A 16,131-nucleotide genomic window follows, 5' to 3' on the forward strand; every position below is an offset into this window, starting at 1 on the left:
TGGCGCCTTGCCGTCTCCCTCCTCCTCTCTTTTCCTCCTCTTCTTTTCCTCCGCCCTCTTCTCTCCCCTCTTCTCTGTCCCCCTTGCCTTCCTTGCCTTCTTCCTTTTCCTCCCTGCTTGCCGAAAGGCCCTTCATGTCTGCCCGTACCCCTCGCTGGGCCGCCGCCGCAACGGCCGTGCTCGCCAGCGGACTTCTGCTCTCCGCCTGCGGCGGCACCACCGCCGAGGACACCTCGCGCAAGACGTCCGGCCTACGGGCGCAGGGCGACCGGTCCGGGCAGCCGGCGCCCAGACCGCAGGCCGAAACCGCCCCGGAGCCCCGCGAGATACCGGGCCTCGGCCCCGAGACCCGCGCACGGATACCCGCTTCGGCCCGCCAGGCGATCGTCGTCACCGGAGACGGACCCGACGAGGGCACCGGCTCGGCCCGGCGCTATCGCCGGGAAGGCGACGGCTGGCTTCCGGTCGGCGAGGCCTGGCCCGCGCACAATGCCGTCAAGGGCTGGACCGACCACCATGTTCAGGGTGATCTCCGGTCTCCCATCGGGGTGTTCGGGCTCACCGACGCGGGAGGCCACGAGCGCGACCCGGGCACGGAACTCCCGTACGACACGGGCCCGGCCTTCGTCGCCCGCGGCACGAACGTGGCGGGCGAGCCGCTCGGCGACGCCTTCGACTATGTCGTCGCCATCAACTACAACCGCAAGCCCGGTACGACCCCGCTCGACTGGACCCGCCCGCTCGGCATGGGCCGCGGCGGCGGCATCTGGTTCCACGTGGACCACGGAGCGCCCACGCAGGGCTGTGTGACGCTGGCGAAGCCGCGGATGCGGGAGCTGCTCACGTGGCTGGACGAGGAGAGCGCGCCGGTGGTGGTGATGGGGGATGCGGCGGCCCTGGCGCGGTGAGGCGACGGTCTCGCTGTGGTGAGGTGACGGTCTCGGCGCGGTGAGGCGACGGTCTCGGTGCGGTGAGGGTTAATCGCGGCCGATCCCGAGAAGACCCGCACCGGAAGGCAGTAGCATCCGGCCCGGGGGTGGTCCGATGAACGTGGTCCTTGCGCTCGCGGCCTTCGGCCGGACGCAGTTCCAGTCGCCGTCGACGCGGTCGGCCGGCCTCTTCGCGCTCGACTTCTCCGAGCAGGAGCTGGGCCGACGGGCCATGCCTGTCTGGCTGTTCGACGCCGAGCCGGTGCAGATTCCGCCGCCGCGCAGGGAGACCCCCGAGCAGTGGGCGGACCGGTGGTTCACACGGGAGTTCCAGGAGCCGGCCGGCCGGGAGATGTTCCGCGGCCGACGCCGACTCGCGCCCGTGCTGCGCGCGGTGCTCGACCTCTGCGCCGCGAGCGAGGACCTGCCCACCGTGGCGCTGGTGTACCTCCCCGAGGATCCGCTGGACGGCCCTGACGTGCTACGAGTGTTGCGCGAGGCGGCGGACCGGCCCGTCTTCTGCGTCTTCCTCACCGAAGCCGACGGGGAACAGCTCGCCGGCCTGCCGCCCCGACAGCCCGGCGCACCCCGGAACTTCACGGTGATCCGCGCCGGCGACTGGTCCTCCGCATGGGCACGGGCCCGCAGAACCCGCACCACCCGCCGCGCGGTCAGCCAGTGGCTGCGGGGTCTGCCCCTGCCGGACGACACGGTGGATCTGTCCGACGCCCCGGCGGAGCCCACGGGTACGCACTGACGTCCGCTCCGGAAGTTGCGCCCCACGGCCTGTTGGGCGGAGCGCTGCCGGGGCCTAAGATCCCGCTGATGCCCGAGTGACGTGTGCGATCAGCCCGTCATGACCGGTGTCGGACCGGGTTCGGGGAGGACCTGGGTGGCCCCCGGGATTCCGGGGCGGGATATCAACAGGGGTGGGACAGACATGGGAGGACTCAGGCGCGGGCGGAGATCCGCGGCGGGGACGGTAGCCGTCGTGGTCGCGGGAGCGGTCGGGCTCGGGCTGCTGCCCGGCACGGCCGGCGCCGTCCAGATGGCGACACCAGGTGACTTCAACGGGGACGGCTACCGCGACCTGGTGCTCGGAGCTCCCTGGATGAACGTATCGGGGCGCGAGTCCGCGGGCGCCGTGATCGTGGTCTACGGCGCGAAGGGCGGGGTCTCGGCCACGAAGCGTGCGGTGATTACGCAGAACTCGCCAGGTGTCCCCGGCGGAAGCGAGGCGAACGACGGCTTCGGCAGCAGCACGGCCGTGGCCGACCTGAATCGCGACGGCTATGCCGACCTCGTGGTCGGGACGCCGTACGAGGATCTGGCGCAGGCCGATGCCGGCATGGTCAGCGTGCTGTGGGGCAGCAGCACGGGACTGAACAGCGGTGCCGAGCTCAAGCAGGTGGCGCCCGGCTCGGGCTTCTTCGGGCTCGATGTGGCCGCGTACGGGGGCAGCACGGCGGCGAACAGCAAGGTGCTCGCCGGCTCTTGGCACGGGACGGCCGAGTACAAGGGGCCTTTCGGTCGTACGGGTACGACCGGGGGTGCGTGGCTCAACAGGGACACCCCGTCGATCGAGAACGTGGCGCTCGGCGACATCGACAAGAACGGTGTCGCGGACCGCGTGCTGTTCTCCAGCCGGATCGGTGACGAGGGCGGCCGGGTGTACGTGAACCACGTGACCGTGGGCGACCCCCGGCTCACCCAAGGTGATGGCCTGGACGGCGCGATCGGCGATGTCAACGGTGACGGGTACGGCGACGTGGTCGTCGGCGACGCCGAGGATCCCAGCGGGGCCGACCGGGGCGCTGTCGGCGGCCGGGTCTCCGTGTGGTTCGGCTCGGCCACGGGCATCGCGCCCGACGCGCAGCCCGTGCACATCAGCCAGGACACCGCGGGTGTGCCCGGTGCGGGCGAGCGGGGCGACAGCTTCGGCGCTTCCGTCGCAGTGGTCGACCTGAACCGTGACGGTGCGGCCGAGATCATCGTCGGATCGCCGTACGAGGCGCTCGGCAGCACCCGGCTGGCAGGCCAGGTCACCGTCATCCCCGGCATGCGCGGCGGCGCACTCGGTACCGGCTCCTATGCCTTCAGCCAGGACTCCGCTTCGGTTCCGGGCGCCTCGGAACTGGAGGACCAGTTCGGCACCACGGTCGGCGCGGGAGACCTGAACGGTGACGGCCGGCCCGAACTGATCGTCAGCGCAAGGGGCGAGAACTCCTACCAGGGTGCTGTCTGGGTGCTCCCCGGCGGCTCGTCCCGGCCCACCGGAACGGGGAGCCGGATGTTCCTGCCGTCGACCCTGGGCATCAAGCAGTCGGACCCGGTGCTGCTGGGCGGTGCGGGACTGCTGAATGTGATCTAGGACTGCTGCACGTGCTCCAGGACGCGGCACACGCGAAAGGGCCCGGAAGTCACCTCGACTTCCGGGCCCTTTCCGTGAGTTGCCGGAACGCTTACGCGCCCTCGCCCCCGAACCGCTCCTTGTACGCCGCCAGGTCCTCGTCCTGGATCTTGGCGAAGAGGACCGGCGGGACCGTGAACGGGGTGCCTGCCGGGACCGAGTTCAGCGCGCGGGCCTCGTCGGCCGAGACCCACGTCGCCGTGTCGTCCGGCAGCGTGAACGCCGCGCGCATCGCCGCCGACGACGCCGGGATGAAGGGCTCCGAGACCACCGAGTAGAGGTGGATCAGGTTCATCGCCGTACGGAGCGTCAGCGCCGCGCCCTCGGGGTTGGTCTTGATCTCCAGCCAGGGGGCCTTCTCCTCCAGGTAGGAGTTGCCCGCCGACCACAGGGCGCGCAGCGCGGCCGCCGCCTTGCGGAACTGGAGGGCCTCCATCTGCTCCTCGTACTCGGCGAGGAGGCGGGAGATCTCCGCGCCCAGCTTCGTCTCGGCCTCGCCCGGCTCGCCGCCCGCGGGGACGTCGTCGCCGAAGCGCTTGCGCGAGAAGGACAGGACGCGGTTGACGAAGTTGCCGAGGGTGTCGGCCAGGTCCTTGTTCACCGTGGCGGTGAAGTGCTCCCAGGTGAAGGAGGAGTCGTCCGACTCGGGGGCGTTGGCGATCAGGAAGTAGCGCCAGTAGTCGGCCGGCAGGATGTCCAGGGCCTGGTCGGTGAAGACGCCGCGCTTCTGCGAGGTGGAGAACTTGCCGCCGTAGTACGTCAGCCAGTTGAAGGCCTTGACGTAGTCGACCATCTTCCACGGCTCGCGCACGCCGAGCTCGGTGGCCGGGAACATCACCGTGTGGAACGGGACGTTGTCCTTGGCCATGAACTCCGTGTAGCGCACGTCGTCGGCCTCGTACCACCACGACTTCCAGTCGCCGCCGGTCGCGTCCGCCCACTCCTTGGTCGCTCCGATGTACTCGATCGGGGCGTCGAACCAGACGTAGAAGACCTTGCCCTCGGCGGCCAGCTCCGGCCAGGTGTCGGCCGGGACCGGGACGCCCCAGTCGAGGTCGCGGGTGATGGCGCGGTCGTGCAGGCCCTCGGTCAGCCACTTGCGGGCGATCGAGGAGGCGAGCTGCGGCCACTCCTCCTCGTGCCGCGCGACCCACTGCTCGACCTCGCCCTGCAGCTTGGACTGCAGGAGGAAGAGGTGCTTGGTCTCGCGGACCTCGAGCTCCGTGGAGCCGGAGATGGCCGAGCGCGGGTTGATCAGGTCGGTCGGGTCGAGGACGCGGGTGCAGTTCTCGCACTGGTCGCCGCGTGCCTTGTCGTAACCGCAGTGCGGGCAGGTGCCCTCGACATAGCGGTCCGGCAGGAAGCGGCCGTCGGCAGGCGAGTACACCTGGCGGATGGCGCGCTCCTCGATGAAGCCGTTCTCCTTGAGCTTGCGCGCGAAGTGCTGCGTGAGCTCGGCGTTCTGCGCCGAGGAGCTGCGGCCGAAGTAGTCGAAGGCGAGCTGGAAGCCGTCGTACACGGCCTTCTGCGCGTCATGCGCCTGGGCGCAGAACTCGGAGACCGGCAGGCCCTGCTCCTTGGCGGCCAGTTCGGCGGGGGTGCCGTGCTCGTCGGTGGCGCAGATGTACAGGACCTCGTGGCCGCGCTGGCGGAGGTACCGGGCGTACACGTCCGCCGGGAGCATGGACCCCACCATGTTGCCCAGGTGCTTGATCCCGTTGATGTACGGAAGGGCGCTGGTGATGAGGTGTCGAGCCATTGCGGGCTGCTCCCGGGTCGCTACGTGCGGTGACGAGCGGGATGATCGCGGCTCGTCACTCTGGAATCCACAAATCGTAGCCGACGGGCAGGGGCCGCCCGCCCGGGATTTTTCCCGGTCGGACGGCCCCTGCTGTGCGGTGCTTCTGCCCTGCTTCGTGCTGCTTCTACGGGCGCCAGGCGGCGAGCAGGCCCTTGTAGAGCTCGGCGTCGGTGAGCTCGTTGGGGACCGGTCCCGCGTGGAAGAAGCCGGTGTTGTCCAGGTCGAGCTTGCGGAGGTAGTCGAAGGCCTTGGAGTCGAGGTCGCCGAAGGCCACGAACTGCCAGAAGATCTTGTGCTCGGCGGCCGCCTTGAGCGCCTCGGTCGCGGCGGTCTTGGACTCCGGGGCGCCGTCCGTCTGGAAGATCACCAGGGCGGGGCGGTCCGGGTCGTCGGCCTTCTCGTGCAGGGCGACGACCTCGGCGATGGCGCGGTCGTAGTTGGTACGGCCCATGCGGCCGAGGCCCGCGTGCAGTTCGTCGATCCGGCCCTCGTGCTCGTCGAGGGTGATCGTGCCGGTGCCGTCGAGCTCGGTGGAGAAGAAGACGACGTCGACGGTGGCGGTCTCGTCGGTGTGGGCGGCGAGGGCGAGGACCTGCTCGGCGAGGTTCTGTGCGGAGCCGTCCTTGAAGTACGGGCGCATCGAGCCGGAGCGGTCGAGGACCAGGTAGACGTCTGCGCGGACGCCCGTGAGCTCCTGCTTCTTGAGCACGGCTCCGGCGGCCTTGTAGGCGGCTGCCAGGCCGGGGGCGCGGGACTTCACCCTGGCGAGGGTGTGCGCGGGCTTGCCGCTCACGGTGAGCGTGAGCTCGAGCTCCGGCTCGGCGGTCGGTGCGAGCTCCGGCTCGGGTGCGGCTGCCGCCGGCTCGGGCTGCGGCTCGGCTGCCGCGGCCGGCTCGGGCTCGGCCTCCGGCTCGGGCTTCGTCTCCTCCACGAGGACGGGGCCCTCTTCCCGTACGGGCTCCGTCTCCTCCACGAGGACGGGTTCGGGCTCCCGTACCGGCTCCGTCTCCTCTACGAGGACGGGTTCGGTCTCCCGTACCGGCTCTGCTTCCGTCGCTGCGGGTGCGACCAAGGCCGAGTCATCTCGGGCCTCCCCCGCAGGTGCGCCGGTACCGGGGGCCGTGCCCACCCGTCCCGCCCCGCGGGACGCCTGCCCACGGCTGGTGGGGTCCGCCTCCGCCTCCGCCTCAAGCGCGACCGTGGGCTCGGGCTCGGGCGTCGTCTCCGTGGACGTCGCAGGCGCCGGGACCCGTTCGCCCAGGGTCGGGTTGTCGAAGGCGGCGGAGACCAGTTCGTCCACCGTGGACGGGGTGGGCTCCTCCGCGGGGGCCGGGACCGAGGCCGCGGCGGGCTCCGGGGTGGCCGCGGGGGCCGGCTCCGAGGCGGCGGGGGCGGACGAGGCGGGCGGTTCCGTCGAAGGCGACGGGATCGTCGGCTCGGGGTCGGAAGCCGTGACCGTCTCCGCGTCCCGCGCCGCAGGCACCGCACGCCCCCGGCCGAACACGTTCCGCAGGCGATCCAGAATGCCCATGTGCGCAACCCTTCAACGTGAGTTGTTCCCGGATGTCCGGGTAATCCGTCACCCCTGGCCAGGGCGGACACGTAAGGTTAGCGGCCACCCTGAGTGATCATGGGCAGGCCCTCGTCGAGCTCACCCGGCCGCCGCGCACCGCCGCTCAACTCCCCGCCATGCAACCGGGGTTCACCTGCCGTTCATGTCACGGCCGCCGCATTGCTGGCAGGCGCCCCTAGCGTCGCGCCAGACAAGCTTTCCGACATCTTGTCGGTCATCCAGCGCGGAGGGGAAACGTGCGCAAACTGCTGCCGCTCATCATGAAGGACGGTTCGCACCCGGGTGGACGGTCGGCCATGACGTGCCGCTTCCGCTGTGGTGACGCCTGCTTCCACGAGGTTCCCAACACCAGTGACAACGAGTACGTCGGCGATGTCATAGCCGGTGCCCTGTCCAGAAGGTCGATGATGCGGGCCGCCGCGGTCGTCACGGTCGCGGGCGCGGCCGGCGCCGCGATCGTCGGCCAGGCCCCGCAGTCCACGGCCGCCACCCCGGCCGCCGCCGCCACGGGCCGTGGCCGCGACAAGGCTGCCCGCGGTCTGCGCTTCACGCCGGTCGCGCCCAACACCGCCGACGCGGTCACGATCCCCGAGGGCTACGCGCAGAACGTGGTCATCAAGTGGGGCGACCCGATCCTGCGCGGCGCCCCGGCCTTCGACCCGGAGAACCAGACCGCGAAGGCCCAGGCCGGCCAGTTCGGCTACAACAACGACTTCCTGGCGCTGCTGCCGTACGGCCACGGCCGTCAGATCCTCGTCTCGAACCACGAGTACACCGACGAGATCCTGATGTTCCGCGACTACGACGCCGAGAACCCGACCCGTGAGCAGGTCGAGATCGCCTGGGCCGCGCACGGTCTCGGTGTCGTCGTGGTCGAGGAGGACCGGAAGACCGGCAAGCTCACGTATGTGCCGCGGCACCACCTCAACCGCCGGATCACCGCCACCACGGAGTTCCGTGTGCAGGGCCCGGCGGCCGGCAGCGACTTTCTGAAGACCTCCGCCGACCCGACCGGCACCAAGGTGCTCGGCACGCTCAACAACTGCGCGGGCGGCGAGACCCCGTGGGGCACGACGCTGCACGGCGAGGAGAACTTCAACCAGTACTTCGCCAACTCCTCGCGCCCGACCGACAAGCGGTACGGCATCGGCACGGGCCCGACCGAGCGCAAGTGGGAGCGTTTCGACAAGCGCTTCGACGTGGCGCAGGAGCCCAACGAGGTGCACCGCCACGGCTACATCGTCGAGCTCGACCCGTACGACCCGGACTCGACCCCGGTCAAGCACACCGCGATCGGCCGCTTCAAGCACGAGGGCGCGACCGTCCGGCTGACCCGCGACGGCCGTCCGGTCGTCTACAGCGGTGACGACGAGCGCTTCGACTACTTCTACAAGTTCGTGAGCTCCAAGAAGATGCGCCGCGGCGGCTCCCGCGCCGACCGCGCGTACAACATGACGCTGCTCGACGAGGGCACGCTGTACGTCGCGAAGCTCACCGGCGACTCCCCGGCGATCGAGATCGACGGCACGGGGAAGCTGCCCTCCGACGGCGAGTTCGACGGCAGCGGCGAGTGGATCCCGCTGGCCACGGCGACCGCGAAGGGTGCGGTCTCGCATGTCGAGGGCATGAGCGCCGAAGAGGTCTTCGTGTTCACGCGCCTGGCCGGTGACAAGGTCGGTGCCACCAAGATGGACCGGCCCGAGGACGTCCAGCCCTCGCCCCGTACGGGCAAGGTCTATGTCGCGCTCACCAACAACTCCAACCGCGGCAAGACCGGTTACGCGGCCGCCGACGAGGCCAATCCGCGCAACAGCAACAAGCACGGTCAGATCCTGGAGCTCACCGAGCGCTGGAACGACCCGACGCAGACGAAGTTCGCCTGGTCGCTCTTCCTCGTGGCGGGCGACCCGAACGACCCGGCGACCTACTTCGCGGGCTTCCCGAAGGACAAGGTCTCGCCGATCTCCTGCCCGGACAACGTGGCCTTCGACGCCCACGGCAACCTGTGGATCTCCACGGACGGCGCCCAGCTCGGGTCGCACGACGGCCTGTTCGGTGTCGCGACGAGCGGTGAGCGGCGCGGTGAGCTCAAGCAGTTCCTGACCGTCCCGAAGGGTGCGGAGACCTGCGGCCCGATCGTCCAGGACCGCCGCGTGCTCGTCGCGGTCCAGCACCCGGGCGAGCTCGACGGTGCGACGGTCGACAACCCGCTGTCGTCCTGGCCCGACGGTCCCGGCACGTACGTCCGGCCTTCGGTGGTCGCGGTGTGGCGCAAGGACGGGTGCGACATCGGGGTCTGAGCCCTTGTGACGCAGACGAGAACGGGGCACCCCTCCTGCCAGGGGGTGCCCCGTTCTCGGCTCAACGGGAGGACGTTCAGCCCTCGTTGCCGCTGCGGCGGCGCAGCAGCATGAAGCCCAGGCCGGCCGCGCCCGCCGCGGCCATGCCGCCGCCGGCCGCGAGCAGTGCGGTGTCCTCGCCGGAAGCGGCGTTCTCCGTACCGGCCTTGACGCCGCCCTTCGGAACGACCTTGCCCTGGTTGTTCTTCTGCTCGGTGGTCTTCTTCTCGTCCTTCTTCGAGCCGCCCTCGGTCCAGCCCTTCATGGTGCCGTCGGGGTTGAGCACGAAGTGGGCGCCGTTGTGCTGGCCGTGTGCGGCCTTGTTGCCGCGCTGCTTGAGGGTGTCCCACTTGATGTACTTGCCGGAGGCGGGGTCCTTGCCCCACATTTCGGCGTCGTAGCCGCCCTTGACCTTGAAGACCTTGGCGTCGAAGCCGGAGCCGCCGAGGTTCTTGTACTCGCGGACGAGCTTGCGCTCGTTGGTGTCCGGCTTCGGCTTGTCGGGCTTGCCGCCCTCGTTGTTCTTGGCCGTCACATCGCCGCTGCCCGTGAGCGTGAAGGTCCAGCCCATGACGTTGTTGGCGCCCGGGACGAGCTTGGCCTGGAGGCTGCCGTTCTTGAACAGGTCGGCGTCGAAGCCCTTGCCGGCCTCCTTGTAGACCTTCGCGCTCCAACCGTCGGGCAGCTTCACAGACTTGACGAACTGGCGGCCCTGCGGCTCGCTCGTGCGCTGGCGGTCCTTGTCGCCCGGCTTCGTCTCGTCCGTCGGCGGCTTCGTCTGGTCGCCCGGCTTGGTCTCGTCGCCCGGCTTGGTGTCGTTGCCGGGCAGGACCTGCTCCTGGCCGGTGCCCGGCGCGGTGGGCGAGTCGGCGAAGGCCGAGTGGGCCGGCACGGCGAGTACGGCGGCCGCGGCGGTGGCGATGGCGGCGGTGCGGAAGGTACGGCGGGTGGCGCGCATGGGATGACTTCCTCGAAGTTGGTGTCCTGTTTGTGCCCCTTTGCGGTGGCGACACCAAGAAAGCTACGGAGGTCATGTTTGGGTAATACGTAGGTAATGTAACGGTTGGGAACAAACCCGGGCACGCCTCTGTAAATGCGCCTCTGACCTGCGCTGATGCCTCGGAGGAGCGCTGCTGATTCCTTGGCGGGCCGCTGCTGATGCCCGGCCGGGTCCGCGCTAGTGCTCCGGAAGCCGCAGCACCGTGCGCGCACCCCCGCCTTCCGCCGCCCCGAACTCGACCTCGATGCCGAGCACCCCGGCCTGCCCCATCACGATCGTCAGGCCCAGGCCGTGCCCCCTGCCCCGCCCCGGGTCGCCGGTGCGGAAGCGCTGCGGGCCCTGCTCCACCAACTCCGGTGGATAGCCGTCCCCTTGGTCGGTCACCTCGATCACCCGGCCGTCCACGGTGAGGGTGACCGGCGGGCGGCCGTGCTTGTGGGAGTTGACGATCAGATTGCTGAGGATGCGGTCGAGGCGGCGCCGGTCGGTCCGCACCGTCACATCCCGTACGACCTCGATCTCCGCGTCCAGACCCGTGCCGCGCACCGCCCACTCGACCAGGGCGCCGAGCGGGTGCTCGGACAGCTCCGCCTTCTCCGCGCCCGCGTCCAGACGGGAGATCTCCAGGAGGTCCTCGGTCAGCCCGCGCAGGGCCTGAAGGCGGTCGTTGATCATCTCCTTGGGGCGGCCCTCGGGAAGGAGTCCGGCCGCCGCGACCATGCCCGTGAGCGGAGTACGCAGCTCGTGGGCCACATCGGCCGTGAACCGCTTCTCCGACTCCAGCCGCCGCTGCAGCGACTCGGCCATGCTGTCCAGGGCGGCCGCCACGTCCCGTACCTCGTCGCGGCCCTTGCCGTGCCCCGCGCTCATCCCCACCCGCGCGTCCAGATCGCCGTCCGTGATCCGGCGCGCGACCGCCGCCGTGGCGCTGAGGCGGCGGCTGATGCGGGCCGCGAGAAAGAGCCCGGCGAGCGTGACCGTGCCCGCGGCGAGCAGGGCCGAGCCGAGGATCGCGGTGTCGATGGTGTCCAGGCGTTCCCGGGTCGCCCCGAACGGCTGCCACACCGCGAGCGCCTTCCCGTCCGCCGGCGCCGCGCTCCACATCACCGGCTCGCCGTCGCGCTCGCCCACGATGGTGCCGCGCCGGCCCTCGGCGGCGAGGTCGCGCAGCCGCTGCGGCAGCCCTGCCGGATCGATGCCGGCGCGGTCGGGCATGGTCGTGCCGTACTCGTACGCGCTGAGGGCGTAGTCCAGCTCGTCGCGGACCTCCTTGCGGACCTCGCCGACGACCTGGCGGGTGACCACGTTGTGCACGAGGACGCCGAGCACCGCCGCGACGGCGCAGCTCACCGCGGTGATCGTGAGGGCGATCCGCCAGCGCAGGCCCATCAGCGGCCGCCCGCCGCGCCGCCGGTCATGTGCCCTCCGTCGGACACGGGCTGCCCTGCCGCTCGGGTGCCCGGCAGGTGTCCAGGCTCAGCTCCTCCAGGAACATCCCGCCGCGCTTCTCGTCCCATACGTAATCCGATACGGAGACATAGGTGGGGTTCGTGGTCGGCTCGCGCACCGCCAGATGGCCCGCCGCGACCTCCACGCCCTCGAGCACCGCGCGCCGCGAGAGCACCCGGGTGACCTGCTGGTCCTTGACGGTGTAGACCCGCAGCTCGCTCATCCGGCCGTCGATGTCCACGGCCGTGATCAGCTCGTCCTTGCCGTCGCCCGTCAGATCGTGCAGGACCGGTTCCCGTACGGGGCACGCGGTGCCCGAGCAGGCCGCCATCTTCCTGGCGGCGACGGGGTGGACCAGACGGGCGCTGCCGCGGTCCTTGCGGGCGTCCTCGGCGACATCGGCCTTGACCACGTCGAGCGGCACGGCCTGGTCCATGTCGCCGGACGGGATCTTGGGCACTCCCGGTACGGGGGTCGGCCGGCCCGCGCTCTGGCCCGGCGTGGGCGGGCTGGGGTGGGTGTCCTCCCACAGCGCGAGCGGGGTGGTGGCGGGCGCGGCGCTCTCCTCGGCGTGCAGTCCCTCCGCGTCGGTGCAGCCGACGGCCAGGAGCGCGGCGCCGAACGTCAGGGCCGCGATGTGCCCGGCCCGGCCGAGGAGGGTCATGGACCCATCCTCGGCAAGGGTCGCCCGCGGGACCCGGTGACGGGGACCGTACGGGTGCGTGGGCGGCGTCGGGGTGGGGCGCGTGGGCGGACCGGGTGGTGGGGACCGGGCGCGGACTGGTGCGGACCTGGTGTGGTGCCTGGCGTCCCGGGTGCGGTGCTCGGTGTCCCGGGTGCGGGTGCGGTCGGGGAGGTGCGGGGAGATGCTGGCGGGACAGGCGTCCGACATGCGTCGTATGCGAGATATGCCGTTCGCGAGGAGGCAGCCATGACCCAGCCCACCGGACCCACCGGCACCGCCGACCCCAAGGGCCCCACGGACACCCACCCGGGGTGGGCCTCCGCGACGGCGGGCGGCCCCGCGCCCGCCGGTGACAAGGACTCCGGCTCCGGGGGCGCCTGGGCCGCCGGCGGCACGATGTTCGCCGGTGTCCTGATGGGAGTGGCCGGCATCGTCGGCGCGCTCCAGGGCATCGCCGCGATCGCCGAGGACGACGTCTACACCCGTATCGGCGACTATGTCTTCTCCTTCGACCTCACCACCTGGGGCTGGATCCACCTCCTGATCGGCATCGTGGTCGCGGTCGTCGGGTTCGGGATCCTCAAGGGCCAGGACTGGGCGCGCGGTGCGGGCATCGGCATCGCGGCGCTGTACGTCGTCGAGTACTTCCTCTTCCTGCCGTACGCGCCCGTCTGGTCCGTGATCGCCATCGCGATGGGCGTGTTCGTGATCTGGGCGCTTGCGACGGATTCGTCCTCGTGAGCGAGGGTTCGGCAACGGTTGCCGGGCCACTCGCGTCCTCATAAGCAGGTTCCGAGGGGGCAACGCGGCGGAAAGGGGCGGGAGTTGGACGCGCAGGCGACCGTGGCGCCAGGGCCCGACCACCCGCCGCTGTGGCGGCGGCTCACGGCCTGGGGCGCGGGCCTCGTCCTCGCGGGCCTGACCGTGATCGCCGGCTGCCGCGCGCTCGACATCGACGCGACCACCCCCGTACCGCAGCTGCTCGCGTTCCTGCCGTGGCTGCTCGTGCCCGGCGCGCTCGCCCTCGGTGCGGCGGCGCTCGCGCGCTGGCGGCTCGGCCTTGTGTGGGCGGTGGCCGTGCTCGCGGTGACGGCCTGGTTCCTGCAGCCGTACGATCCGGCCGGTTCGTCGGTGGCCTCGGCGCGCGCGGACGGGCGCGAGGCGGCCCGGATCACGGTCCTGACCTCCAACGTCCTGTTCGGCAGGGCGACTTCGGAGCTCGTCGACGCGGTCCGCAGGGAGCGGCCCGACCTGGTCTTCGTCCAGGAATGCGATGCGGGATGCCTGGACCTGCTCCGTACGGAGCTCGGCTACCCCCACGAGTCGGCCGTGCCTTCGCCGGGATCGCACGGCTCGGCCATCCTCAGCCGGTATCCGCTGGTGGCCGAGGCGGGGATCGCGTCCCGCCTGGAGATGCCGGGGGCCCTTGCGACGATCGCCGGGCAGAAGGTACGGCTGCAGCTGGCGCATCCCGTGCCGCCGGTGCCGGGGGGTGTGGGGGTCTGGCGGCGCGAGCTCGGGGCGATGCGGGACTGGGTCGTGCGCCGCCGGTCGTCGGCGCCCCTCGTGGTGGCGGGGGACTTCAACGCGTCCCAGGACCATGCGGCGTTCCGGCAGCTCCTCGACGCGGGGCTCCGGGACGCGGCGGCGGTCACGGGGCAGGGCCGTACCCCGTCCTGGCCCGCGACGGTGGCCTCGCCCTTCGGCACGCAGATCGATCACGTCCTGACCTCGCCGTCGCTGGAGCCGCGCGCGGCGCGGTTCCTGGAGCTCGCGGGGACGGACCACCGGGCCCTCGTGGTGGAGCTGGTGCTGTACGCGGGGTGAGCGCCGCTCTGAGAGGTGGGGCGGGGGGTGACACCATGGTCGTATGCCCTCCGTGTCCGACCCCCGAGCCGCCGGTTCCACCTTCTCCCCACCCGAGTGGCTCGTACGGACCGTGGGCACGCTCAAGCCCGCACCGGCCCCCATCCCCTGGCCCGCCGTGGTGCGTGCGGCCGTCGCGATGACGCTGCCGCTGGTGATCGGCCTGGCCACGGATCACGTCGCGTACGGGGCGCTCGCCTCCATGGGCGCGCTGTCGGGCGTCATCGGCGACACCGCGTCCGCGTACCGGATGCGGGTCATCAACATCGCGATCCCCCAGCTCTTCGGCGCCGTCGGCGTGCTGGTCGGGACGCTCGTCTTCGGGCAGGGCTGGCTGGCCGTCGGCGTGCTCACGCTCGTCGCGCTGGTGTCCGGGATGATCTCGACGATCGGCGCCGTGGCCTCCGTATCGGGGCTGCTTCTGCTGCTCAACGCGATCGTCGGGGCCGGCCTTCCGATGCCCGGCCAGTGGTGGCTCGCACCGCTCCTCATGACGGGCGGCGGGCTGCTCGTCCTGCTGCTCGCGCTGCTCGCCTGGCCGCTGCGGCAGGGGCGGGCCGAGCGGACCGAGGTCGCCGGTGCCTACCGGCAGGCCGCCGCGCTGCTCGAGGCGGCGGGCGGCGACCAGGCCGTGTACGAGGACGCGCGCCAGGCCGTCACCCAGTCCCTGAACCAGAGTTACGACCTCGTCCTCGCGCGCCGGACCCGCGACCACGGCCGCAACCAGGACCTCGTCCGCCTCGTGACCCAGCTCAACGCCCTCACGCTGATCGTCGAGGCCGCCCCCGCCGCCCACTTGAGCGGCCGCCCGCTGCCGCCCGAGGTGGCCGCAGCGGTGCGCCGGCTCGCCGACGGGGTCGAGCGCGGGGACCCCGGGCGGGTCGAACTCGGCCTGCCGGAAGCCGAGTCCACCGCGGGCCGCGCCGTCGAGCACGCCGTACGGCACGCGTCGGACGTGATCGCCGACGAGGACCCGCACAACGTCGACGACCACCTCGGCACCCCCGGCGCCCTCACCCAGCGCGCCCGCCGGGCCGCGCGCAACGTCCTGATCTCCGCCGAGTCCTGGCGCTACGGGCTGCGCCTCGCGCTCTGCATCGGTATCGCGCAGGCCCTCGTATCCCTGGTGGAGGTGGAGCGTTCGTACTGGGTGGCGCTCACCATCACCTTCGTGATGAAGCCCGACTTCGGCTCGGTCTTCTCGCGCGCCGTGATGCGCGCGGTGGGCACCGCGGCCGGCCTCCTGATCGCCGCGGCGGTGCTCGCCGAGGTGCCGCGCGGCTGGTGGGACGTGCCGGTCCTGTTCGTGCTCGCGCCGCTCATCCCGGCGCTGACCCCGCGCGGCTACGGCTATCAGACGGCCGCCATCACCCCGGTCATCCTGCTCCTGTCCGACACCATGAACCAGCAGGGCTTCGCCCTCGTCATGCCCCGGCTCTACGACAGCCTCATCGGCTGCGCGATCGCCCTCGTCGCGGGCTATCTGCTGTGGCCCGAGAGCTGGTCGACCCGGATCGGCGACCGGCTCGCGGACGCGGTCGCCGACACGGCCCGCTATGTCGAGATGGCCTTCCTCGATCCGGCCACGCCGGGCGTCCCCGACCCGGCGGCCCGCGCGCGGATGCGGCGCCGCCTCTACCGCGATCTGTCCTCCGTACGCTCGGAGTTCCAGCGCGCCCTCACCGAACCGCCGCCCACCGGGCCCCGGGCCGCCGCGTGGTGGCCGCTGGTCGTCGCGGTCGAACGGGTCGTCGACGCCACCACCGCCGCGCGCGTCCGCATCCGGCACGGGGCACCCCGCCCGGCCCCCGAGGAATCGGCCGAACTCTGCCGTCACCTGGAGGAGTTGGCGGAAGGCCTGCGGGACACGGACACCTTGGAGGCGGTCTGCGTCCACCTCCCGGACGGCGACGACGACAGCGTGCTCGCGCCGCTCCGCCGCGAGATCCAGGCGGCCCGCGCCATCGCCTCACCGCAGACGGCCGACGGGGCGGCGCAGGCCAAGTCGTAGGTTTTCGCGTGGGCCGAGGTTCCGCGTGGGCCGAGGTTCCGCGTGGGCCGAGGTTCCGCGCCACCCGA

Annotated in this window: 12 protein-coding genes; 7 read left to right on the forward strand and 5 right to left on the reverse strand. The window is 71.6% G+C overall.

Annotation, left to right across the window (positions count from 1 at the left end):
- Positions 1–134 precede the first annotated feature (134 nt).
- The 3 genes from H9Y04_RS17525 to H9Y04_RS17535 all read left to right on the forward strand — a co-directional run bounded on the left by H9Y04_RS17525 (position 135) and on the right by H9Y04_RS17535 (position 3,300).
- Positions 135–908, forward strand: a complete 774-nt coding sequence (locus H9Y04_RS17525; protein ID WP_187814800.1) for a L,D-transpeptidase family protein — start codon at positions 135–137, stop codon at positions 906–908.
- A gap of 136 nt (positions 909–1,044) precedes the next feature.
- Positions 1,045–1,686 carry a vWA domain-containing protein gene (locus H9Y04_RS17530; RefSeq protein WP_187814801.1) on the forward strand — a complete coding sequence of 214 codons (642 nt, stop codon included), beginning with the start codon at positions 1,045–1,047 and terminating at the stop codon, positions 1,684–1,686.
- A 234-nt stretch (positions 1,687–1,920) separates the two neighbouring features.
- Positions 1,921–3,300 (forward strand): FG-GAP-like repeat-containing protein, encoded by a 1,380-nt coding sequence (locus tag H9Y04_RS17535; protein WP_308801013.1) that lies wholly within the window; start codon positions 1,921–1,923, stop codon positions 3,298–3,300.
- Positions 3,301–3,391: 91 nt separating this feature from the next.
- On the opposite strand, the gene metG is transcribed toward H9Y04_RS17535, so the two are convergent.
- Positions 3,392–5,098: a methionine--tRNA ligase gene (metG, locus tag H9Y04_RS17540; protein ID WP_187814803.1), complete on the reverse strand. Its 1,707-nt coding sequence runs from the start codon at positions 5,096–5,098 to the stop codon at positions 3,392–3,394.
- Positions 5,099–5,264: 166 nt separating this feature from the next.
- Positions 5,265–6,671, reverse strand: coding sequence for a VWA domain-containing protein (locus H9Y04_RS17545; RefSeq protein ID WP_187814804.1), 1,407 nt, complete (start codon positions 6,669–6,671; stop codon positions 5,265–5,267).
- A 278-nt stretch (positions 6,672–6,949) separates the two neighbouring features.
- Between H9Y04_RS17545 and H9Y04_RS17550 the strand changes: the two genes are divergently transcribed.
- Positions 6,950–9,013 (forward strand): PhoX family protein, encoded by a 2,064-nt coding sequence (locus H9Y04_RS17550; protein WP_187814805.1) that lies wholly within the window; start codon positions 6,950–6,952, stop codon positions 9,011–9,013.
- Positions 9,014–9,089: 76 nt separating this feature from the next.
- On the opposite strand, the gene H9Y04_RS17555 is transcribed toward H9Y04_RS17550, so the two are convergent.
- From H9Y04_RS17555 to H9Y04_RS17565, 3 genes are all read right to left on the reverse strand, one after another.
- Entirely contained in the window at positions 9,090–10,010 is a 921-nt protein-coding gene (locus H9Y04_RS17555) for a hypothetical protein (protein ID WP_187814806.1), read from the reverse strand.
- Positions 10,011–10,229: 219 nt separating this feature from the next.
- Entirely contained in the window at positions 10,230–11,441 is a 1,212-nt protein-coding gene (locus H9Y04_RS17560) for a sensor histidine kinase (protein WP_187814807.1), read from the reverse strand.
- Positions 11,442–11,466: 25 nt separating this feature from the next.
- Positions 11,467–12,165 (reverse strand): hypothetical protein, encoded by a 699-nt coding sequence (locus H9Y04_RS17565; RefSeq protein WP_236070937.1) that lies wholly within the window; start codon positions 12,163–12,165, stop codon positions 11,467–11,469.
- 417 nt (positions 12,166–12,582) lie between these two features.
- Between H9Y04_RS17565 and H9Y04_RS17570 the strand changes: the two genes are divergently transcribed.
- The 3 genes from H9Y04_RS17570 to H9Y04_RS17580 all read left to right on the forward strand — a co-directional run bounded on the left by H9Y04_RS17570 (position 12,583) and on the right by H9Y04_RS17580 (position 16,063).
- Complete coding sequence (locus H9Y04_RS17570) at positions 12,583–12,927, forward strand: DUF7144 family membrane protein (protein WP_236071018.1); 345 nt, start codon at positions 12,583–12,585, stop codon at positions 12,925–12,927.
- A gap of 84 nt (positions 12,928–13,011) precedes the next feature.
- The gene (locus tag H9Y04_RS17575; protein ID WP_187814809.1) at positions 13,012–14,013 is read left to right on the forward strand and encodes an endonuclease/exonuclease/phosphatase family protein; all 1,002 of its coding nucleotides are present in this window, start codon (positions 13,012–13,014) and stop codon (positions 14,011–14,013) included.
- A gap of 43 nt (positions 14,014–14,056) precedes the next feature.
- Positions 14,057–16,063: an FUSC family protein gene (locus H9Y04_RS17580; RefSeq protein ID WP_187814810.1), complete on the forward strand. Its 2,007-nt coding sequence runs from the start codon at positions 14,057–14,059 to the stop codon at positions 16,061–16,063.
- The last annotated feature ends 68 nt before the right edge of the window (positions 16,064–16,131 follow it).

The sequence above is a fragment of the Streptomyces polyasparticus genome, assembly GCF_014493765.1.
In the GTDB taxonomy this organism is placed as follows: Bacteria; Actinomycetota; Actinomycetes; order Streptomycetales; family Streptomycetaceae; genus Streptomyces; species Streptomyces polyasparticus.

Bases quoted from the DNA above. Each gene is read 5' to 3' on its own strand.
- H9Y04_RS17525 (WP_187814800.1), top strand. From the start codon at position 135: ATGTCTGCCCGTACCCCTCGCTGGGCCGCCGCCGCAACGGCCGTGCTC.
- H9Y04_RS17530 (WP_187814801.1), top strand. From the start codon at position 1,045: ATGAACGTGGTCCTTGCGCTCGCGGCCTTCGGCCGGACGCAGTTCCAG.
- metG (WP_187814803.1), bottom strand. From the start codon at position 5,098: ATGGCTCGACACCTCATCACCAGCGCCCTTCCGTACATCAACGGGATC.
- H9Y04_RS17545 (WP_187814804.1), bottom strand. From the start codon at position 6,671: ATGGGCATTCTGGATCGCCTGCGGAACGTGTTCGGCCGGGGGCGTGCG.
- H9Y04_RS17555 (WP_187814806.1), bottom strand. From the start codon at position 10,010: ATGCGCGCCACCCGCCGTACCTTCCGCACCGCCGCCATCGCCACCGCC.
- H9Y04_RS17560 (WP_187814807.1), bottom strand. From the start codon at position 11,441: ATGGGCCTGCGCTGGCGGATCGCCCTCACGATCACCGCGGTGAGCTGC.
- H9Y04_RS17565 (WP_236070937.1), bottom strand. From the start codon at position 12,165: ATGACCCTCCTCGGCCGGGCCGGGCACATCGCGGCCCTGACGTTCGGC.
- H9Y04_RS17570 (WP_236071018.1), top strand. From the start codon at position 12,583: ATGTTCGCCGGTGTCCTGATGGGAGTGGCCGGCATCGTCGGCGCGCTC.
- H9Y04_RS17580 (WP_187814810.1), top strand. From the start codon at position 14,057: ATGCCCTCCGTGTCCGACCCCCGAGCCGCCGGTTCCACCTTCTCCCCA.